We start from the raw sequence: 20,814 nt of genomic DNA, 5'->3' as shown, positions 1-20,814 counted from the left end.
ATCGCGTCACAATGTGCGATGAGATGAGTACGTATCGTGACACGCCGGGCGGGGTCCGGGTCTCACACGGGCGGGCGCATTTGCGAGATCCTCTCCGAGGGTGGGGATCCGGCCCCACAGAAGGAGAGCGGAACAGTGGCGGTTCACAGTGCGTCGGACTCGGTCGAGTCGGGCTCCTACGAGGACGAGCTGCCGGTCCGGCGCAGGCGCCCCGGCAAAGTCGTCGTCTCATGGCTGACCACGACCGATCACAAGACCATCGGCACGCTGTATCTCACGACATCGTTCGCGTTCTTCATCCTCGGCGGCATCCTCGCGCTGGTCATGCGCGCCGAACTGGCCCGCCCCGGTATCCAGATCGTGTCGAACGAGCAGTACAACCAGGCGTTCACCATGCACGGCACACTCATGCTGCTGATGTTCGCGACGCCGCTGTTCATCGGCTTCGCGAACTGGATCATGCCGCTCCAGATCGGCGCGCCCGACGTCGCCTTCCCGCGGCTGAACATGTTCTCCTACTGGCTGTTCCTGTTCGGCTCACTGATCGTGGTCAGTAGTTTCCTCACCCCGAACGGTGCGGCCAGCTTCGGCTGGACCGCCTACACCCCGCTGTCGGACTCGGTCCGCACGCCTGGGCTCGGCGGTGATCTGTGGGTCATGGGCCTGGCGTTCTCCGGCTTCGGCACGATCCTCGGCTCGGTCAACTTCCTCACCACGATCATCTGTATGCGCGCTCCCGGCATGACGATGTTCCGCATGCCGATCTTCACCTGGAACGTGCTGCTCACCGGTGTGCTGGTCCTGCTCGCCTTCCCGGTCCTGGCCGCGGCGCTGCTGGCCCTGGAGGCCGACCGGAAGTTCGGGGCGCACATCTTCGACCCGGCCAACGGCGGACCGCTGCTCTGGCAGCACCTGTTCTGGTTCTTCGGCCACCCGGAGGTGTACATCATCGCGCTGCCGTTCTTCGGCATCGTCTCCGAGGTCATCCCGGTCTTCTCCCGCAAGCCGATCTTCGGCTACCTGGGACTGATCGGCGCGACCATCGCGATCGCGGGCCTGTCGGCGACGGTGTGGGCGCACCACATGTTCGCCACCGGGGGAGTACTGCTGCCGTTCTTCTCCTTCATGACCTTCCTGATCGCGATCCCGACCGGTGTGAAGTTCTTCAACTGGATCGGCACCATGTGGAAGGGGTCGCTGAGCTTCGAGACCCCGATGCTCTGGGCCGCCGGATTTTTGGTGACCTTCCTCTTCGGCGGTCTGACCGGTGTCATCCTGGCCTCGCCGCCGCTGGACTTCCACGTCACCGACTCGTACTTCGTGGTGGCGCACTTCCACTACGTGGTGTTCGGCACGGTCGTCTTCGCGATGTTCGCCGGCTTCCACTTCTGGTGGCCGAAGTTCACCGGCAAGATGCTCGACGAACGCCTCGGGAAGATCACCTTCTGGACGCTTTTCATCGGCTTCCACGGCACATTCCTGGTCCAGCACTGGCTGGGCGCCGAGGGCATGCCCCGCCGATATGTGGACTACCTCGCGGCCGACGGCTTCACCGCGCTGAACACCGTCTCGACCATCGCGTCGTTCCTGCTCGGCATGTCGATGCTGCCGTTCCTCTACAACATCTGGAAGACGGCCAAATACGGCAGGAAAATCGAGGTCGACGACCCGTGGGGCTACGGCCGTTCGCTCGAATGGGCGACATCCTGCCCGCCGCCGCGCCACAACTTCCTCACCCTGCCGCGGATCCGCAGCGAATCCCCGGCGTTCGACCTGCACCACCCGGCGGTCGCGGCGTACGACCGGGAGGCCAACCGCCCCGAGCGTTCCGCGATCCAGGCCCCCGGGGACCAGGCCTGACCGGTGTGGCCCCGCAGCCCAGCGTGGAGGAGCATGTGAATCCGAGCCAGGACAGCACCCGCGGTCTCGACCAGCTTGAGGGGTACCTGCTGTGGGCGGCCGAAGTCGAGGACGCGCGGCGACAGGCAGGCCGGTTCGCCGAGCAGTTGCCGTGGCTGACGACCGCACAGCGCGAGGACGTGGAACGCGTCTACACCGCCGACCGCATCGCGGTCTCCCGCGCGACACTGGCCCGGATCTGCGAGCGGTCGGCCGAGCTCCGCGGCGCTTACGAACACCGCTACCGGCAGCTCCGGGCGCGGTGCGTGGCGGCCGCGGTCGTGGGCGTCGCGAGCGGGGCGGGGGCGGTCGTCCTCGCCTTCCTCGTCGGGGAGTGACGGTCCGTCGCCCCGCCGGGGCCACCGGACGCCGGTGCCCCGGCGGGCAGACGGGGGACGTTGGACGGACTCGCGCGGGGAGCGCGGCGTTTTGGCGAAGTCGAAGTCAGGCTGACCCCATGGCTTCATCGATCGAAGGCCCGCACCGCGGGCGTCACCGAGCTCCGTCCCCGGGCGACCGGCGGTCCGCGGCCCCGGTCCGGGGCCGATGCCGGCTGCCGATGCCGGCCCTCGCCCTCCTGATGGCGGCGCTCCTCACCGGCTGCGGGGCGATCGCCGGCAGCACGGCACGGGAGTCGCCCACCTCCGTGGCTCCCCACACAGCGGTCCCCCCCACGGCCGCCGACCCGTCGGCAACCACTCCGCCGGCCGGCGGAGCTCCGTGGAACGCGACGGCAGGCAACGGAGGGACGTGGAACGCGACGCCGGGCACCGGAGCACCCGGCGTGGGGAGCGCCACCCGGGGCCGGACCGACGCCGGGACACACCCCGACACCCCTGTTCCGCTCGGCGGCCTCGGTCCCCGGACACTGGCGCTGATCCCCGAGAACGCCCGCCAGGCCGTCGTCGTCACCGGCGGGAGCCCGGACGCGAACCGCTCCGAGGCCGTGCTGTACCGGCGTACGGCCTCGGGCTGGGAGGCGGGGCCGGCATGGCCAGCCCGCAACGCGCTCAACGGCTGGACCGACGATCACGTGGCGGGCGACCTCCGCTCGCCCATCGGCGTCTTCACCCTCAGCGACGCGGGGGGCCTGCTGCCCGACCCGGGCACCCGGCTGCCCTACGACGAGTCGCCCGGGTTCTCCATCGGGGGCACGGGCTTCGTCGGGGAGCCGCTCGCAGGGTCCTTCGACTACGTCGTGGCGATCGACTACAACCGGGTCCCGGGCACCTCCCCACTCGACCGGACCCGCCCGCTCGGCGCCGACAGGGGCGGCGGCATCTGGCTGCACGTGGACCACGACGGGCCCACCCAGGGCTGCGTGAGCCTCGAGAAGGCGCACATGAGGCAACTCCTGCTGGCCCTCGACCCCGAGCAGCACCCGGTCGTCGTCATGGGAGACGCCGGGTCACTGAGCAGGTGAACGGGGCACGCGTCCCCAAAGCCGGCGGGCGCCGGCGAGAACGGCCCGGCAGGCGGCCCCGGGCTCGACGAACGCGGTGGCGCCGGAGGGGAAGCGGCCCGGTGTTCCGTAGTCCGTTCGGGTGGCGGTGGCGGGCGTGTGCCGGTCCGGGCGCCGACGCGGCCGCGCCGTCCCCGATGTTGGGCGCATGTCCTCACCCGTTCCCCCGGATTCACTGCAGAAAGCGCTCGTCGCGGTGACCGCCGTCACCGGGATCGTCGACGCCGTGGCCTTTCTCGGTCTCGGGCAGATCTTCACCGCCTTCATGACCGGCAACCTGCTCTTCCTCGGTTTCGCCCTTGCCGGGGGCGAAGGGCTGGAGCCCTTGGGGTCGGCCACGGCCCTGGCCGCCTTCGTCGCAGGCGTGGTCGTCGGCAGCCGCCTGGGCGTGGCCCTGGCCGTCGAACGGTACCGGGGGTGGCTTTTCACCTCGGCCTGCGTCGCCACGGCCCTCCTCGTCGCCGCGGCGCTGACCGCGATCGGCCTGGGCACCGGCACCGGCCGGGAACCGGGGCCCCGGCACTACGTGGTGATCGCCCTGACCGCGTTGGCCATGGGAGTGCGCAGCGCGACCATGTGGCGGCTCAGGGCGGGTCTGAACACCACCCTGGTCACCGGCACTCTCATCACCTGGATCAGGACGTCGGCCCTGGGCGGCGGCCCGGGTGGTGGTGGCCAGCGCTATCGCGCGGCCGCGCTGTCGGCGGTACCGGCCGGCGCCGTGGTCGGTACTCTGCTGCTGCGGTTGAGCGTGACGGCGGCACTGCTGACCGCCGCCGCGGGTGTGCTCGGCGGCATCGGGGGCTACCTGCTCCATCCGGCCTCGCGGCATCCGCCGGGCGCGTGAGCCCTGTTCCGGGCCGACGGCACGGAGTGCGGCTCGCTCACGGGCCGTTACGGGGTCCCTCCGTACCGCGCCGGGTACTCCACTCTCCCGTGCTCCGTGCGTCCCAGTCCGGGTCGTCCTTGGCCCACCGTGCTGCGCCCTCGTCCCGAGGGGGACGTCCCGAGGCGCTCTCGCCCGCGGTGAGGTGCTCCAGCACCTCGACCAGTTCCTGGCAGGCGCGTTCCACGGAACGCCGCGTGTTGCGCTGCTCGGTGATCAATGCCGACAGCAGCAGCGCGGTCAGGGCCACGGCGCCGTTGAACGCCTGGAGGTTGATCAGGACCTCCTCGCGGGACAGGCTCTCGAAGGGCCCTACCCGATCGGTCGCCGCGATGGTGGCCATGACGGAGGCGAACATCGCGCACACCATGCTGCCGGCGAGCTGGAACCGCAACGTCGCCCAGATCAGCAGGGGATAGGTGAGGAACAGCACGCTCATGCCGACGCGGGTGGCCAGGGGGACCAGGGCGGCCGCGACGACCGTCAGCCCCAGGGCCTCCTTCCACCGCGACCAGCCCCATGGACCGCGCAGGTGGCGGAGCACGAGCAGGACCGGGGCGACGATGAGCACTCCCATCGCGTCCCCCACCCACCAGGCCAGCCACACCCCCCAGAAGCTGACCCCCGGCAGCTCACCGGTGGCGACCAGCAGCCCGGCGGCGACGGACGAGCTGACCAGCATCGCGGCGAAGGCGCCCAGGAACACCAGCGCGACGCCGTCCCGCAGGCGCGCGAGGTCGGTGCGGAATCCCACGGCGCGCAGCAGCAGGCACCCGCACACGGGCGCGGCGGTGTTGCCCGCCATGATGACGAACGAGGGCCACGACAGTGAGGTGAGTGACAGGAGGACGCCCAGGGAACCCAGGGCGACGCCCGGCCAGTAGCGCAGCCCGAAGACCAGAAGAGCGGCGACGGCCACACCGGTGGGCGGCCAGATGGGCGAGACGACCGCGCCCTCGATGACCAGCTCCCGCGTCAGCCCCAGTCGTCCCGCCGCGTAATAGCAGGCGGCGATCGCCAGCGTCCGAAGCGTGTAGACGACCGGTGTGCGCAGATCCCGGCTAGCCACCACACAAGCCATCAGACACCGGGCGCGCACCGTCGGCGAGGCGGGGGCCTGTGGCGAAGCGGGGGCGAAGCGGGGGCGAGGGGACGGGTGCGGCGAGCGATGGGAGGGGGAGTGGAGTGGCGGTGAGCCGGGACGGGCGGCGCGCCGCGGGCCTACGGCTGGGCGTCCGGGCCGTCGCGCGTGATCACCAGGACGGCCGCGTCGTCGTCGTGACCCACCTGCTCCGCCCCCTTGATCACGGCGGCGGCCAGCGCGTTCGCGTCCAGCCGGGCGACCGCCGCGATGCCCGCCAGCCGCACCACATGGTCCAGCCCCTCGTCGAGCCGCATCGAGGGACCCTCCACCACCCCGTCCGTGAGCATCACGAACAGGCTGCCCGTGTCGAGCCGGTACCGGGTCACCGGATAGGCCGACTCCGGCTGGATGCCCAGCGGAGGGCCGCCCTCGTCCCGCGTCACGCCGGACCGGCCGTCCGCCGTGGCCCACACGCACGGCAGGTGCCCGGCCCGAGCACTCTCGATCACGCCGCTGGACGGGTCGAGCCGTATGAAGGTGCAGGTGGCGAAGAGGTCCGAGCCCAGGGACAGCAGCAGGTCATTGGTCATGGCGAGCAGTTCGCCCGGCTCACCGGTGACGGAGGCCAGTGCCCGCAGTCCCACCCTGACCTGCCCCATGAAGGCGGCCGCCTCGACGTTGTGCCCCTGGACGTCCCCGATGGACAGGCCGATGCGGCCGTCGGGCATCGTGAAGGCGTCGTACCAGTCGCCTCCCACGTTGAGCCCCTGGTAGGCGGGCGCGTAACGCACGGCCAGCCGCACACCGCCGAGGACGGGGAGATCCCGGGGCAGCATGCCGCGCTGCAGGGCGACGGCGAGTTCCACCCGGGAGCGCTGCACCTCGGCCTGCGCGCGTGCCTGAGCCGTCAGCGCCTCGAGCCTGGCCAGCAGCTCGTCGCCGTCGTCCGTCGAGGCGGTAGGGGACATGGATCACTCACTCGGGCGAAGACGGCAACGCTCGGTGGTCTCCCTCGGGAATGGAGATCTCATTGATTTCTATATCCGATGATAATCGGAAATCAAATGAGTGGGCCAGTTCCCGGGGGCGGCACCGAACAGCGGCCGAGGTGGCGGTGTGTCCTGCATGGAGGTGCCGGGGGACGTCGGCGCGGCACCATCCGGAATAGAACCTGTTCCAGTGATGGGGTGGCGAGGAGGGAATCGTCGGATCTCTTTACCTTCTGCGTGTTGACGCTTATGAGGCGCCCCTCGGCGGAGACGGAGGAAACAGGTTCTACTGTCGCCTGCTGTCAGGTCACGACATGCCTGCGGGCATCCGGGGTGCCGTCCGACCCGTTTAGGCTGTGCCCATGGAGCAGCGCGAGATCATGCAGCGGGGTGTGGGCATCCTCACCGAGGCCCTCGAGATGCGGCGGCAACTCCGGGAGAACCCGGACGCCGAGGTCACCAGAAGCGGAGCGGTCTCCGCGCTCCTCGAGGAGATGCTGCCGCACATCCAGTTGCCGCACGACGCCAGCCCCCGCGAGGTGGCGGAGATCGTCACCGAGAAGCTGGGGCCCGCCATCGTGCACATCACCTCCGCCCTCACCTTCGCCTTCGTGCAGCTGGCCGAAGTGCACGACGCCGGCCGCACCGACGTGTCCTCCTCGGACGTCCTGCGCTCCATCTCGCTGCGCTACGAACCCGGGCCGGAGCGGTAGACGTCACCGGAGCGGGGCGGCCGGCCCCACGGGCCACCGGCGAGGGCGTCGGCTCCGACCGCACCGGCCGGGCGGGCGCCATCGGGCCGGGGGAGCCGCCGAAGCCGATCCCGTTCCCGTTCCCGTCGGGATCGCGGTACACGGCCTTGCGGACGTGGTGCGGGCAGGTCTCCTGGCGCGCGGGCCAAAGCCCTCTCGCGGCGATCCGGGCGACGCGGTCGTCGAAGTCGTCGGTGAAGACGGTGTGCCGGGCGTGGCCGGCGTGCTCGGGCAGGTACTCGACGGCCGCCGACCGGCGCTCCGCAAGCTCCCGGACGGCTTCGGAGTCACTGGCCACGTAGGTCGGAGGGGAGCCCGGCAGGCGCTCGTACCAGGTCGGCGCGGCCGCGTAGTCACCGGCGGGGATGCCGGCGAAGGGATCGAGGGCGATGCGGTCGTGCCAAGAGTCTTCGCGTCAGGGCGGGGGCCGTCTCGGGCCCGGGCAGCCGCGGATCGTCCCGGACTCTTGACTCCTTACGTGCCCGTAGTCATCCTCGGCTCATATCTTGTGCCGGTCATGACAACCAGCCGGGCGGTCCGGGCCACCGGCCCGGAGTGCCCGAGAGGGCCGACCGTGCCGTTCTGCCGACGGAGGGACATGGCCGTGACCATCGCTCGACACAGGCACGGCGGACGCCGTCATGCCGCCCTCGTGTCCCTGCTCCTGCTCCTGCTCGTCATGTCCCTCGGCCCGACGCCCAGTTCGGCGGCCGACGGCGACTGGTGGGAACCGACGGCGCGGCCCGCCCCGGACTCCGGCATCGGCGTCACCGGCGAGCCCTTCACCGGCACCGACGCGCGCGGCGAGGTCCGCGGGTTCGTCGACGCGCACAACCACCTCATGTCCAACGAGGCTTTCGGCGGCCGGCTCATCTGCGGCAAGCCCTTCTCCGAGCGGGGGATCGCCGACGCCCTCAAGGACTGCCCCGAGCACTACCCCGACGGCTCCCTCGCGATCTTCGACTTCATCACCAACGGCGGTGACGGCAGGCACGACCCGGACGGCTGGCCCACCTTCGTGGACTGGCCCGCCCACGACTCCCTGACCCACCAGCAGAACTACTACGCCTGGATCGAGCGCGCCTGGCGCGGTGGGCAGCGGGTCCTGGTGAACGACCTCGTCACCAACGGAGTGATCTGCTCCGTGTACTTCTTCAAGGACCGCGGCTGCGACGAGATGACGTCCATCCGGCTGCAGGCGAAGCTGACATACGACATGCAGGCCTACATCGACAGGATGTACGGCGGTACGGGCAAGGGCTGGTTCCGCGTCGTCACCGACAGCGCGCAGGCCCGACAGGTCGTCGAACAGGGCAAACTGGCGGTCGTCCTGGGGGTCGAGACCTCCGAACCCTTCGGCTGCAAGCAGGTCCTGGACGTCGCCCAGTGCGACAAGGACGACATCGACGCAGGACTGGACGAGCTGTACGACCTCGGCGTACGCAGCATGTTCCTGTGCCACAAGTTCGACAACGCGCTGTGCGGAGTCCGCTTCGACGAGGGAGCGCTGGGCACCGCCATCAACGTCGGGCAGTTCTTGTCGACCGGCACCTTCTGGCAGACGGAGCAGTGCACAGGTCCCCAGCACGACAACCCCATCGGCCTGGCCGCCGCGCCCACGGCCGAGGAGGAACTCCCGGCGGGCGTGGAGGTCCCGGCCTACGACGAGGACGCCAGGTGCAACGTCCGCGGACTCACCGACCTCGGCGAGTACGCCGTACGCGGCATGATGGAACGCAACATGATGCTCGAGATCGACCACATGAGCGTCAAGGCCACCGGCAGGGTGCTCGACCTCTTCGAGGCCGAGTCCTACCCGGGTGTCATCTCCTCGCACAGCTGGATGGACATGGACTGGACCGAGCGGGTCTACGGTCTCGGCGGTTTCGTCGCCCAGTACATGCACGGCTCGGAACACTTCGTCGAGGAGGCGGAGCGCACCGAGGCGGTGCGGGACAAGTACGGCGTGGGCTACGGCTACGGCACCGACATGAACGGCGTCGGCGGCTGGCCCGCCCCGCGCGGCGCTGACGCGCCCGATCCCGTCACGTACCCCTTCCGCAGCGTGGACGGCGGGTCCGTCATCGACCGGCAGACCACCGGCGAGCGCACCTGGGACCTGAACACCGACGGAGCCGCGCACCACGGACTCGTCCCCGACTGGATCGAGGACATCAGGCGCGTGGGCGGCCAGGACGTGGTGGACGATCTCTTCCGGGGCGCCGAGACCTACCTCGGCACCTGGGGCGCCTCCGAACGGCACCGGCCTGCGGACAACCTCGCGAAGGGTGCCCCGGCGACGGCGAGTTCGGCCGAGTGGAACCCGTTCACGAGCTACGCGCCCGGCCGGGCGGTGGACGGTGACCGGGGCACCCGCTGGGCCAGCGACTGGAGCGACGAGCAGTGGCTGCGCATCGACCTCGGAGCCACGCGCGAGGTGGGGCGTGTCACCCTCGACTGGGAGCGGGCGTACGGGACGTCGTACCGCGTCGAGCTGTCCGCCGACGGCACCGACTGGCGGACCGTCTGGTCCACCACGGCCGGCGACGGCGGACTCGACACGGCCCGGTTCACCCCTCAGCAGACCCGCCACGTGCGCGTCGTCCTCCTGGACAGGGGGACGGAGTGGGGCTACTCCCTGCGCGAGGTCGGCGTGCACGGCAGGTGACCGACCGCGCGGGCGGGCGGAGCCGCTTCGGCTGAGCCGCGTCGACAGCGCGGTGACAACCGTGCTGCGTCAACTGTTCTGGGGCAAGGCGCTGGTGAGGAGTTCACGGACCGCGTCCAGTGCTGCGGCGCGGTCGGCGGGGACGAGGCCGATCCGGGTGCGGCGGTCGAGCAGATCGCTCTCGTCGAGCGCCCCCTCGTGACGCACCGCCCAGAGCAGTTCGGCGCCGGTCACCGGATGGCCGGGCAGTACGGGCTCGCTCAGCCGGGCGTCGTGCACACCGAGGGCGTGCACGGCCGGTGCCTCCGTTCCGTAGCGCCGCACGAGGCGGCGGGGTCCCGGCAGGGCTGTGAGGACCTGCGGCGGCGCGGCGCCCACGAGCGGGAGGGACGCGGTGCGTGAGGGGCCGGCCGGCAGCCGTCGGACACGCACGACGGTGTCCACGGCGTCCTCGGCCATGCGCCGGTACGTGGTGAGCTTGCCGCCGACGACGGTGACGACCCCCTCGGACGACGTCAGCACCGCGTGCCGCCGCGAGACGTCGGCGGTCCTCGGCGCCGTACCGGATCCGTTCACCGAGGTGTCCAGCAGGGGACGCAGGCCCGCGAAGGCCCCCACGACGTCGTCGCGGTGCAGCGGGACGTCGAGGACGGAGCACAGGACGTCGAGGAGGAAACCGATGTCCGTCTCGGGAGCCTCGGGGACCTCGGGGATGTCACCGTCCACGGGTTCGTCGGTGAGGCCGGCATAGACCCGGCCGTCGTCCTGGGGCAGGACGAGGACGAAGCGGTTGGTCTCCCCGGGGACCGGGATGTGCAGGCCGGCCGGAAGCGGGCCGAGGCTGTCCGGACGCAGCACGAGGTGGGTTCCGCGCGAAGGACGGATCCGGATGCCGTCGACGAGGCCGCCCGCCCAGACACCGGACGCGTTGATCACCGCGCGGGCGCGGATCAGGCCCTCTTCGCCGGTGAGTTCGTCGCGGACCCGGGCACCGGAGGCGGTCAGCTCCAGGGCCCGGACCCGGGTGAGGACCCGTGCCCCGTGTGCGGCGGCGGTGCGGGCGACGGTGGTCACCAGGCGGGCGTCGTCGGTCAGCCGGCCGTCCCAGGACAGCAGTCCGCCACGCAGTCCGCCGGCCCGTACGGCGGGGGCCAGGTGGCGGGTCTCCGTCGCCGCGATCCGGCGCGGTGCGGGCAGGGTCGCCCGCGAGGTCCGGGCGGCCAGCCGCAGGGCGTCGCCGGCCCGGAAACCGGCCCGCGCCAGGGCGGACCGACGGTGGGAGACCAGAGGAGTGAGGGGCAGCACGAACGGCTGCGCGCGCACCAGATGGGGGGCGGTGCGCTCCATCAGCACCCCGCGCTCGACCGCGCTCTCGTGGGCGACGTCGAGCTGACCGGAGGCGAGATAGCGCAGCCCGCCGTGGACCAGCTTGCTGCTGAAGCGGGACGTGCCGAAGGCCAGGTCGTGGGCGTCGACGGCGACCACGCTCAGCCCGCGGGACGCCGCGTCCAGGGCGACCCCCGCGCCGGTGGCGCCGAGCCCGACGACGAGGACGTCGACCACGTCGCCGCCCACGGCCGCGGCCAGGTCGCGGACGCGGCGGCCGGCGGACAGGGACGAGCCGGAAGCAGCCGGTCCGGCGGACGAGGACCATCCGGCGGGGGGGTTCGGGGAGGTCATGGGGTGAGGGTCCTCTCCAGGACGTCGCGCAGTTCCGCGAGGAGGGCCTCGTAGGTGAGGTCCGGGTCGTCCTCGTCGGTCATGGTCCGCAGGGACAGGGTGAAGGACTGGACGACCAACAGGACGGACCGCGCCTGCCGTTCGGGGCGGCCGGCGCGCACCGAACCGTCGGCGTGTCCCTCGCTCAGGGTCTCGGCCAGCAGCCTCAGCATGGCTTCCTGGCTCGCCCCGCGCCGGTCCAGCACGTAGGGCAGCAGCAGTTCGGGATCCACGCCGACGATCTTCTGGAAGAGCGGGTGCTCGCCGAACGCGCGCACCACCGCCACCAGCCCGTCCACCATCCGCTCCCGCGTGCTCACCCCCGGCCGGGCCTCGGGGAAGGCCGAGGTGGCGACGGCGATCCACTCCCGCGTCATGAGGTCCCCGACCAGCGTGCGCACATCGGGCCACCGCCGGTACAGCGTCATACGGGAGACCCCGGCACGCCGCGCCACGTCGGTGAGCGTGGTGCGGCGGACCCCGACAGCCAGGACGCAGTCGCGCACCGCGTCGAGCACGGCGTCGTTGTCCGCTTGGTTGTGACGAATAGGCGTCATGTGCCACAGTGTAACGCCTGTGAGGCCGTCGATGGCGGTCCCGCTCCCATCGACCGGCGAGGACGACAGTCATGGACATGCTGTGGAGTGGCTGGGGCGACCCGGCCGGGGCGAAGCCGCTGCCCGACACCGTGATCGGGCTGCTGCGCGACATGCTCGGTGTCAGGCCGCGCGAGGCCGCACCGGCCGCCCTCGGTGAAGTGGCCGTCCCCGAGCCCCGGTTGGAGCCTGCGGCACGGCGTGCGCTGGCCGCCGCCCTGGACGGTGCGGACGACGCCGGGGACGGGGGTGCGGGCGTCGGGGAGGACCACGTACGCACCGACCCGGAGACCCGGATCCGGCACACCCGCGGCAAGTCCACCCCCGACCTGCTGCGCATCCGGGACGGCGACGTCACCGACATCCCCGAGGCCGTTCTGTACCCCGCGAGCCACGACGAGGTGCTCGCCGTCCTGCGCGTCTGCACCGAGCACGGCCTGGCCGTGGTGCCGTTCGGCGGCGGCACCTCCGTCGTCGGTGGACTCGCCCCCGGCCGGCCGCGCCCCTTCGTCGCCCTGGACCTGCGGCGCATGAACGGCCTGCTCGCTCTGGATCCGCTCTCCCGCACCGCCACCCTGCAACCCGGCCTGCGCGCCCCGCAGGCCGAGGCGCTGCTCGCCGAACACGGCTTCACCCTCGGACACTTTCCCCAGTCCTACGAGTGGGCCACCATCGGCGGCTTCGCCGCCACCCGCTCCAGCGGCCAGGCGTCCGCCGGCCACGGCCGCTTCGACGAGATGGTGCTCGCCCTCACCCTCGCCACTCCCGAAGGCACCCTCGAGGCCGGCCGGGCCCCGCGCTCCGCGGCCGGCCCCGACCTGCGCCAGCTCGTCCTGGGATCCGAGGGCGCCTTCGGCGTCATCACGTCGGTGACCGTCCGGATCCGGCCCGTGCCCCGGGCCCGCGTCTACGAGGGCTGGCGCTTCGACTCCTTCGAACAGGGGAGCGCCGCGCTGCGCCGTCTCGCCCAGGACGGACCGCGCCCCACCGTGCTGCGCCTGTCCGACGAGACCGAGACGCTGATCGGCCTCTCCCAGCCCGAGGCCATCGGCTCCGGCACCACGCGGTCCACCGGATGCACGGCCGTCGCCGGCTACGAGGGTACGGAGGAGGACACCGCGTACCGCAGGCAGGGCGCCGCGGCGGTCCTGCGCGCGTGCGGCGGGACTCCGCTGGGCGAGGAGCCCGGCCGGAACTGGGCCCACGGCCGCTTCTCGGCCCCGTACCTGCGCGATTCCCTCCTCGACGCCGGGGCGCTGGCCGAGACCCTGGAGACCGCGACGTTCTGGTCGAGCGTGCCCGCGCTGTACACCGCCGTTCGCGAGGCCCTCATCGGCACGCTCACGCAGGCCGGCACCCCGCCCCTGGTGATGTGCCACATCTCCCACATCTACGAGAACGGAGCCTCGCTGTACTTCACCGTGGTGTCGGCCCAGGGCGACGGCGACCCCGTGGCGCACTGGACGCGCGCCAAGCACGCCGCCAGCGAGGCGATCCTCGCCGCCGGCGGCACGATCACCCACCACCATGCCGTCGGCACCGACCACCGGGAATGGTACGTCCGGGAGATCGGCCCGCTGGGCACCGACGCCCTGCGCGCCGTGAAACAGCGCCTGGACCCGGCCGGAATCCTCAGCCCCGGCGTCCTTCTGCCCACGGACTGAGCCGGGGCTCACCGCGCGTCGACCGCCCCACGCCCTTTCCCCACCATCACCTGTCCCCATCACGTCGGCCCGCCCGGAGGCACCCGATGCGACAGTTCACCGCCGTCGTCAACCCCACCGCGGGCGGAGCCACCAAAGCGGCCGCGCTGCTCGCCCTCGCGCGCCTGCTCCGGGAGGCCGGTGCCGACCTGAACACGGAATACAGCCGCAGCCTGGCCCATGCGCGGGAACTGGCCCGCGACGCCGGCCGACGGGGCCGGGTGGTGCTGGCGGTCGGCGGGGACGGCATCGCCGGAGGCATCGGCGGCGCGCTGAGCGGCACCGGCGCGACCCTCGGCCTGGTGCCGGCGGGCCGCGGCAACGACTTCGCCCGTGCCCTGGACCTGCCCGCCGATCCCGCGGCCCTGGCCCGGATACTGCTGCACAACGCGCCGCGGCCGGTCGACACCATCGAGGTCGAGTCAGCCGTGCACCACCGCACCGTAGTCCTCGGCAGCGTCTACGCCGGCGTGGACGCGCTGGCCAACCGCCACGCCAACCGGTCCCGGCTGCTGCGGGGTTCCGCCTCCTACTACGCAGGCGGCCTGCGCGCGGTCACCGGTTGGCGGGCGGCGCGCTACCGGGTCACGGTCGACGGTGAGGAGCACACCCACACCGGCTACACGGTGGTCGCCGCCAACTCCGGCTACTACGGTTCTGGCCGCGTCATCGCCCCCGGCGCCCGCGTCGACGACGGCGTACTGGAGATCGTGATGATCGCGGACGCCTCGCGGCTGCTGTTCTTCAACCTGATGAACGATCTCAGGACCGGCACCCACGTCCACCGCCCCCAGGTGCGGATCCTGCGCGGCAAGGAGGTCCGTATCCTCGCCGACCGGGACGTCCCCTACGGGGCGGACGGCGAGGTCGAGGCGGTCCTCCCGGTGACTCTCAGGGTCCTCCCCGGCGCCCTCCACGTGCTCCACTGACCGGCCCGGCGGTCCTCTGGGCCGACCCGGAATCGGACACCGTGTGCCGCACGGGACTGGAAGTGTTCAATCTCCGGAACTGTTCCGGTTGCGGTTTCGGCCCCATGACCGCATCCCGGCCCACGAGGATCGTCCCCGGGGTACGCGAGCGCACGACGTCGCCACGGATGAGGTCAAGTGGACCGGTACCCGTGCCGGCCTGTTCTTCGGCTCGAGCTGCGAGCTGCGCGCCCTCGCGGAGGTCTGCGCGAGCGGCGGCGCGAAGGAGAAGTTCGTGCAGGGCTTCGTCAAGGCCTGGGACAAGGTCATGAACCTCGACCGGTTCGACCTCGCCCGACCCACCCCGCGCCGGACGTCCCGACTCCTCGGGCGCGTCCGGCGCGCGGAGCGTGCTGTGGCGGGCCGGCGGCCCCCGGAGGGACCGCTTGTGACGTCGCGTCAGGCGGACTTCCCGAGGAACGACAACAGTGCCTCGTTGACCTCCTGGGCGTGCGTCCACAGCAGACCGTGCGGGGCACCCTCGATCTCCACGTACTCGGCGCTCGGCAGCGCCTGGTGGAACGGGCGCCCGGTCGAGTCGATGGGCAGGATGTTGTCCGCCGTGCCGTGCAGGATGAGAGCGGGTACGTCGATGGCGGGGATGTCACCCCGGAAGTCGGTGAACCACGTCATCGGTGCGGCCGCCGCGGCGAAGAACCCGCCCGAGGCCGCCGTGCACCAGCTGTTGCGGACGGCCTCCGGGCTGATCCGGCTCCCGAGGTTCTCGTCGAGGTTGTAGAAATCCTTGAAGAACGACGTGTAGAACGCGTACCGGTCCGCCTTCACCGACGCCGAGATGCCCTCGAAGAACTCGCGGGGCGCCGCACCGGCCGGATTGTCGTCGGTCTTCAGCAGGAAGGGCTCCAGCGAGCCGAGGAAGGCGACCTTGGCGATCCGGCCCGAGCCGAACCGGCTGACGTAGCGGGCGATCTCACCGGTGCCCATGGAGAACCCGACGAGTACGGCGTCCGAGACGTCGAGGGTCTCCAGGACCGTGTTCAGATCGGCGGCGAAGGTGTCGTAGTCGTAGCCCGACGTCGGCCGGCTCGACTGTCCGAACCCGCGTCGGTCATAGGCGATCACCCGGTAGCCGGCGTCGAGCAGCGCGGCGGACTGCTTCTCCCAGGAATGGCCGTCCAGCGGGAACCCGTGGATGAGGACCACGGGCTGTCCGGACCCGTGATCCTCGTAGTAGAGCTCGATGTCGGTGGAGTTCTCGCGTCCCACGGTGATGTGAGGCATGGGCTTTCGTCTCTCCTCGGCTCGGTGTCGGACGATCCCGCCCCACGGCCCCGCCGGGGCAGCGCAACCGGGCGGCCCTTCCAGGTTCGCGCGACCTGCGCGAGCCCGCATCCGGTCCAGGGCGCGAAAGATCGTCCGAGGCGGCCCGGCACGGCATCCTCATGCGCGATCCCGGGCATGCACCGGGCATTCGACGGCCTCACGAGGAGTGACCCGTTCGATGAGTGCCACGACGACACCGTCCACCCCCACCCCGACCGCTCCCGGCGGCCTGCCGCTGATCGGCCACGCCCACCGGCTCGCCCGCGACCCCCTTCCGTTCATCACCTCGCTGCGCCGGCACGGCAGCGTCGTGCGGATACGCATAGGTCCGAGCCCGGCCTACGTCGTCACCGACCCCGCGCTGACCCGCCGCGTCCTGGTCACCGACGCCGCCCACTTCGTCAAGGGCGGCAGAATCATCGACGCGCTGCGGGTCTTCTTCGGCGACGGACTCGCCACCATCGCCGACGGCGACGTACACCTGCGCAACCGGCGTCCGATGCGGCCCATCTGCCACCGTTCTGCAGACCCGGCCCCGCTTCACCGTCACCTCACCCGCCCCGAGCGCCCAGGCGGTGGTCACCGTCAAGCCGGACAGGCCGACCATGACGTTCTCGTCCGCGACGTCCGGGCGAGCCGCACCTGCCGGGCCGGTGGCAGGAGGGGGCAGCGGCCCGGCAGGTGCGAGGCAGAGGTGCTCCGGGTTCAACCGGCGTACACCCTGCCCTCCTTCACCACGTAGTGGACCGGGTCGGCGCAGCCGACGGACGGGGTGACCAGGAGGCCGACCGTGAGGGGTGCGGGTTCCGTGCTCGCTGTCGAGAACCGGCAGACGGCGCCCGTGCCGGTGAGCGGGTACCAGAACCAGCCGTCCACGTCGCCGACGGTCACGCGGTCCGACTCCTTCCACGCGCCGTCGGACCGCGTGTACACCTGCAGGCGCACGGACGCGGCGTACCCGTCCTCCGCCGAGCGGAGCGCGGTCAGCGTGATCCGGTGGACCATGCTGTTCCCCCGTTGGAACGAGTGCGAGCCGAAAGGGCACGGAAGGCCGAACCGGGCGAATACCTGCCGGTCAGGGAGGTTCCATGAGATTCACCTGGGAAGACACCCGGAACGGCCCCGGGGTTGTACGGCGGGGCGCGGCCGTCCGCCGTACCGCGCCCGCCCGGTGGACCCCCGGCTCCCGTGCGGCACCCGGAAGATCACGTACCAGGCTTCGTCCGGACCTGACGCGAAGCGCCACAAGGAGTGTGACAGGGATCGAGGAGAGGCGAAGAACGGCCACGAGGGATGAAGAACGGCCAAGTACGGAGAGGAAATTCCACCATCGATCGCCCATGACGGGTTAATGTCAGTGTCAAGGAGCACAATGATCATTGAAAGAGATCAACACCGGCGCCGCGCTGGGTAGACGGTCTCGAGACCCGGCTCCGGAAAGGCCCCAGCGATGCTCTTCACCGTCAACCAGACCCAGGACCGTCCGCGCGCCGGGCGGATGGCCGCCGGGCTCCGGGCGGCCCCCGCGCCCCCGTTCGCCCCGGCCCACGTCGACGTGCTGCGCATCATCTCCGACCCGCGCACCCCCAGCTTCGTCACGGTGTACGCGAACGGCCGCCGCAGGTACAGCTACTGGCGGCCGCTCGACTCGACCACGGGCCAGGGCGGCTGCTACGTCGCCCTGCCCACCACCGACTGCGACGCGCTGCACGAGGCCGGGAAGATCGAACTCGGGGATCCGGTCGTGGACCCGAACCGGACGACGTACCGGGTCAGCGCCTCCTCCACCCGGGTCGGTCCGCCCTCCCGGGCCCTGGCCGCGCCGATCCGCCCGGTGCAGGAACGCCCCCGCCTGGTCCGGGCCGCCGCCCGCGTCGCCTGAAACGGCCGCGGGGCGCACTCCGCGGACCGTGGGGGAGTGGGAGGCACGGTGCGGGGGAAGGGCGGCCCCCGGAGGCCGGGCAGCACACGGTGCGCGGCGGCGGGGACGCACGGGGGGCACCATGAGCGGCGTGACGACGGCACACCGGGCCGGGACGGCACGCGGTCGACGGGCAGGCGTGAGCCGGGCGCTCGCCTTGCTCACCGTCGTCGCGCCGGCCGGCTGCGGCGGCGCGGACGAGGCGGGTACCCGGGGGCCCCGAACGACGCACACCCGTCGGCGTCCCGGTCCGCAGCGGCCGCGCCCCCGGCTTCTCCGGCGTCTTCGTCACCCCGGTCCGCCGATGGCACCGCCCCGGCGAAGCCGTCGGCGCCGGCCGCGGACGGGCACGATCCGGCCGCCTGTACGGACGGAGACTGCGAGATCGCGGTGTCCGGGCCGGTGACGATCCGGTTCGACGCTCCGGCAGGCAGGACGGCCCTCTCCGTGCCCGAGGTCGGCCCGGACGAAATCGAATACGAGCTGAAGTCCGGCAACGGCCGGTCCGCGGGCGGGGCCGAAGGCCGCGGACAGGGCTGCCTCACGGTGCTTTGAGCAGGCGGCTTCGGCACCTCGTGCGGTCGCGTCGGTGGCGACGGCCCACCCGGCGCCCGGCCCGGCACCGTGGTCGTCCAGGTGGCGACGGGGGAGGGCGGGGCGTCCCTCCTCCACGTCGTGTCCGGCTGACGGGCCGTCAACAGCGTACGGCCCTCGTCGGGCGCGGTGGGCTTCCCGCCCCTGACGTCCGTTCAGGACCGGGCGGGAGGCCGCCGGGCGGCCGGCGTCAGGCGATGGACGCCGCAACGACCGCGGACACCGCGAGGTTGCAGGATGCCGTCACCCAGACCGCGGGGTGCGGTTCCCGGTCGACCAGGGTGCTGCCCAGCCGTCCCGGCGTGATGAGGTCCACCACCAGGAACGCAACGGCCATCATGACCAGCCCCAGCAGCCCGAACGTGGCGGTCGACACCAGCCCCTTGCCGAAGTCCTCGTACGTCGTCCAGATGGACGTGAACACGATTCCGCCGATGCCGAGCAGCGCCGAGCTGAGCACCAGGGCGGCGTTGCGGTTGCGCTCCTCCCAGATCTGCCGGCCGAGCTTTCCGGGCGTCAGCAGGTCGACCAGGACGATGCCGAGCACCAGCAGGACCAGACCGAGTGCGCCGTAGGCGGTGGCCCGGCCGAGTCCGTTGACGATGTCGCTCATAGGAATGCCGGCTCCGTAGCGTGAGGGATCGTGAGTGATCGCGGTCAAAGGCGAGCAAAATGTAGCGCACCCGTTCGATGCTCCGGTGGGTGCGGTCGGCAGGCCTTGGTCTCCGGCAGGACGAACGTCCGGGTGAGGGCGGCCGGTACGCTGTCCGGCAGCGGTTCGCGGCGCCACAGCAGCCCTCGCCGAGCACGGCCCATTGTGCCGGATCGCTCTCGAACGGCACGCTTTCGCGGAAGCCGGGACCGAAGACACCGGGGTGCACGTCGAGTTCGCGGATGAAGGCGGATGCCGTGCTCCGTGTTCCCGGTGCCCGGTCCTCCGCCACGGTGTACGCCTCGTCCGCCGGCGGGGCGTTCGGGGAGGGGGACGGCGGCCGGCTCGCGGACGCCCCGCCGCCCTCGTCCGCCCTCTCCTCGGACACCGTCGGGGAGGCGGCACTCCCGCCCGTCCCCTCGGTGCGCGCGGCCGGCGGGAGTGCCCCGCAGCCGCGGCCACGACTGGTCTGTGCTCGGCCGCGCCCCGCCCCCGCCCCGGCTCCGAACGGCCGGTTCCGTTGTTGTGGGCAGTGTGGCGCATGGTGAGCGCTTGGAATAGCGGCTCGTTCTGAAGTGTGGGCTCTTGATGTTCACGGAGGCCCACGGCCGGTATCCGTGAGTGGGGGGTGGACGGCTGTGGACCACTGGTCCGTACCAGGGTATTGACGTCTTCTTACCTCACGTCTTGAATCAAGGGGCGACGCACTTCCCCCCCACAACCTCGGTCGGCGCGCCCGTACACGCGGGCTGCCGCACGGAAGGGAGAGCCATGTCCTCTCCACGCAGGCTGCGCAGATGGCTGACCGCCACTCTGTCCGCGGCTCTGGTCGTCTGCGCCGCCGTCGGAACCGCCCAGGCGGAACCGGCGGACACCACCTCCACCTCCACCGTGTCGGCGGAGGGTGCCGCGGCCGCCGCCGTGACGTTCTCGGACACCTTCGACGGGCCCGCCGGCGCGGCGGTCGACTCCTCGAAGTGGCAGACCGAGACCGGTGACAACGTCAACAACCATGAACGGCAGTACTACACGTCCGGCAACCGGAACGCCGCCCTGGACGGCCGGGGCCACCTGGTGATCACGGCCCGCAAGGAGAACCCGGCCAACCACCAGTGCTGGTACGGCACCTGCCAGTACACCTCGGCACGTCTGAACACCGCGGGGAAGTTCACCGCGCAGTACGGGCACATCGAGGCGCGGATGAAGGTCCCGCGCGGCCAGGGAATGTGGCCCGCCTTCTGGATGCTGGGCACACCGGTCAACTGGCCGGACTCGGGCGAGATCGACATCATGGAGAACGTCGGCTTCGAGCCGTCCACCGTCCACGGCACCATCCACGGCCCCGGCTACTCCGGTTCGGGCGGCATCGGCACCGCCGACGGTACTCCCGTCCAGCTCTGGGACTGCACCGGTGGCCCCGGTCAGCAGTGGACGGTCACCGGCGCGCGCGACATCGTCAACCCCCCGGCCGACAAGTGCCTGGACGTGACCGGCAACAACGCGGCCAACGCCACCCGGCTCCAGATCTGGACCTGCACGGGCGCCGCGAACCAGAAATGGACGGTGGGCTGAGTCCCGGCGGGCACCGCGGCCGGCGGGACCGTGGCCCCGGGGGCGGTCCCGCCGGCCGCGGTGCC

18 protein-coding genes and 1 pseudogene are annotated in these 20,814 nt (G+C 71.7%); 12 read left to right on the top strand and 7 right to left on the bottom strand.

Annotated elements, in window-relative coordinates; translation table 11 throughout:
- Positions 1 to 135: 135 nt before the first annotated feature.
- The 4 genes from ctaD (at position 136) to ACWZEH_RS01245 (ending at position 4,208) form a co-directional block, all read left to right on the top strand.
- Positions 136 to 1,860 carry an aa3-type cytochrome oxidase subunit I gene (gene ctaD / locus ACWZEH_RS01260; protein ID WP_456195092.1) on the top strand — a complete coding sequence of 575 codons (1,725 nt, stop codon included), beginning with the start codon at positions 136 to 138 and terminating at the stop codon, positions 1,858 to 1,860.
- Positions 1,861 to 1,895: 35 nt separating this feature from the next.
- Entirely contained in the window at positions 1,896 to 2,237 is a 342-nt protein-coding gene (locus ACWZEH_RS01255; RefSeq protein WP_456195091.1) for a hypothetical protein, read from the top strand.
- Between the two features lie 242 nt (positions 2,238 to 2,479).
- Positions 2,480 to 3,322: a hypothetical protein gene (locus ACWZEH_RS01250; RefSeq protein ID WP_456200000.1), complete on the top strand. Its 843-nt coding sequence runs from the start codon at positions 2,480 to 2,482 to the stop codon at positions 3,320 to 3,322.
- Between the two features lie 187 nt (positions 3,323 to 3,509).
- Positions 3,510 to 4,208 carry a YoaK family protein gene (locus ACWZEH_RS01245; protein ID WP_456195090.1) on the top strand — a complete coding sequence of 233 codons (699 nt, stop codon included), beginning with the start codon at positions 3,510 to 3,512 and terminating at the stop codon, positions 4,206 to 4,208.
- Between the two features lie 37 nt (positions 4,209 to 4,245).
- Here the strand turns inward: ACWZEH_RS01245 and ACWZEH_RS01240 are convergent, their stop codons facing one another.
- On the bottom strand, positions 4,246 to 5,328 hold the full coding sequence (locus ACWZEH_RS01240; RefSeq protein WP_456195089.1) for an MASE1 domain-containing protein: 1,083 nt from the start codon (positions 5,326 to 5,328) through the stop codon (positions 4,246 to 4,248).
- Positions 5,329 to 5,468: 140 nt separating this feature from the next.
- Positions 5,469 to 6,299, bottom strand: coding sequence for a PP2C family protein-serine/threonine phosphatase (locus ACWZEH_RS01235; RefSeq protein ID WP_456195088.1), 831 nt, complete (start codon positions 6,297 to 6,299; stop codon positions 5,469 to 5,471).
- A 383-nt stretch (positions 6,300 to 6,682) separates the two neighbouring features.
- Between ACWZEH_RS01235 and ACWZEH_RS01230 the strand changes: the two genes are divergently transcribed.
- Both ACWZEH_RS01230 and ACWZEH_RS01225 read left to right on the top strand, forming a co-directional pair.
- Positions 6,683 to 7,033 (top strand): hypothetical protein, encoded by a 351-nt coding sequence (locus ACWZEH_RS01230; protein WP_456195087.1) that lies wholly within the window; start codon positions 6,683 to 6,685, stop codon positions 7,031 to 7,033.
- Between the two features lie 718 nt (positions 7,034 to 7,751).
- Positions 7,752 to 9,740 carry a discoidin domain-containing protein gene (locus ACWZEH_RS01225; RefSeq protein ID WP_456199998.1) on the top strand — a complete coding sequence of 663 codons (1,989 nt, stop codon included), beginning with the start codon at positions 7,752 to 7,754 and terminating at the stop codon, positions 9,738 to 9,740.
- A 69-nt stretch (positions 9,741 to 9,809) separates the two neighbouring features.
- Here ACWZEH_RS01225 and ACWZEH_RS01220 read toward each other — a convergent pair whose 3' ends face one another.
- The gene (locus tag ACWZEH_RS01220; RefSeq protein WP_456195086.1) at positions 9,810 to 11,420 is read right to left on the bottom strand and encodes a glycerol-3-phosphate dehydrogenase/oxidase; all 1,611 of its coding nucleotides are present in this window, start codon (positions 11,418 to 11,420) and stop codon (positions 9,810 to 9,812) included.
- Positions 11,417 to 12,016 (bottom strand): TetR/AcrR family transcriptional regulator, encoded by a 600-nt coding sequence (locus ACWZEH_RS01215; protein ID WP_456195085.1) that lies wholly within the window; start codon positions 12,014 to 12,016, stop codon positions 11,417 to 11,419. The genes ACWZEH_RS01220 and ACWZEH_RS01215 overlap by 4 nt, the downstream gene beginning before the upstream one ends.
- A 71-nt stretch (positions 12,017 to 12,087) precedes the next feature.
- Between ACWZEH_RS01215 and ACWZEH_RS01210 the strand changes: the two genes are divergently transcribed.
- Positions 12,088 to 13,719: an FAD-binding oxidoreductase gene (locus ACWZEH_RS01210; RefSeq protein ID WP_456195084.1), complete on the top strand. Its 1,632-nt coding sequence runs from the start codon at positions 12,088 to 12,090 to the stop codon at positions 13,717 to 13,719.
- Positions 13,720 to 13,805: 86 nt separating this feature from the next.
- Entirely contained in the window at positions 13,806 to 14,687 is an 882-nt protein-coding gene (locus ACWZEH_RS01205) for a diacylglycerol kinase family protein (protein ID WP_456195083.1), read from the top strand.
- Positions 14,688 to 15,125: 438 nt separating this feature from the next.
- On the opposite strand, the gene ACWZEH_RS01200 is transcribed toward ACWZEH_RS01205, so the two are convergent.
- Positions 15,126 to 15,968: an alpha/beta fold hydrolase gene (locus ACWZEH_RS01200; protein WP_456195082.1), complete on the bottom strand. Its 843-nt coding sequence runs from the start codon at positions 15,966 to 15,968 to the stop codon at positions 15,126 to 15,128.
- 220 nt (positions 15,969 to 16,188) lie between these two features.
- Here ACWZEH_RS01200 and ACWZEH_RS01195 point away from each other — a divergent pair, with 220 nt between their 5' ends.
- Complete coding sequence (locus ACWZEH_RS01195; RefSeq protein WP_456195081.1) at positions 16,189 to 16,752, top strand: cytochrome P450 family protein; 564 nt, start codon at positions 16,189 to 16,191, stop codon at positions 16,750 to 16,752.
- Here the strand turns inward: ACWZEH_RS01195 and ACWZEH_RS01190 are convergent.
- Positions 16,716 to 17,009 (bottom strand): annotated as a pseudogene (locus tag ACWZEH_RS01190) (hypothetical protein); the annotation flags it as partial. The gene ACWZEH_RS01195 and the pseudogene ACWZEH_RS01190 overlap by 37 nt on opposite strands.
- 451 nt (positions 17,010 to 17,460) lie before the next feature.
- On the opposite strand from ACWZEH_RS01190, the gene ACWZEH_RS01185 reads away from it, so the two are divergent.
- Positions 17,461 to 17,892 (top strand): hypothetical protein, encoded by a 432-nt coding sequence (locus tag ACWZEH_RS01185; RefSeq protein WP_456195080.1) that lies wholly within the window; start codon positions 17,461 to 17,463, stop codon positions 17,890 to 17,892.
- A 441-nt stretch (positions 17,893 to 18,333) separates the two neighbouring features.
- On the top strand, positions 18,334 to 18,486 hold the full coding sequence (locus tag ACWZEH_RS01180; protein WP_456195079.1) for a hypothetical protein: 153 nt from the start codon (positions 18,334 to 18,336) through the stop codon (positions 18,484 to 18,486).
- 229 nt (positions 18,487 to 18,715) lie between these two features.
- Here the strand turns inward: ACWZEH_RS01180 and ACWZEH_RS01175 are convergent, their stop codons facing one another.
- Positions 18,716 to 19,138, bottom strand: a complete 423-nt coding sequence (locus ACWZEH_RS01175) for a DUF350 domain-containing protein (protein WP_456195078.1) — start codon at positions 19,136 to 19,138, stop codon at positions 18,716 to 18,718.
- 810 nt (positions 19,139 to 19,948) lie between these two features.
- On the opposite strand from ACWZEH_RS01175, the gene ACWZEH_RS01170 reads away from it, so the two are divergent.
- On the top strand, positions 19,949 to 20,749 hold the full coding sequence (locus ACWZEH_RS01170) for an RICIN domain-containing protein (protein ID WP_456195077.1): 801 nt from the start codon (positions 19,949 to 19,951) through the stop codon (positions 20,747 to 20,749).
- Positions 20,750 to 20,814 lie beyond the last annotated feature (65 nt).

The sequence above is a fragment of the Streptomyces yamdrokensis genome, from assembly GCF_053890455.1.
The sequence above is the reverse complement of the archived record's forward strand: the minus strand, read 5'-3'. Positions and strand labels throughout refer to the sequence as shown.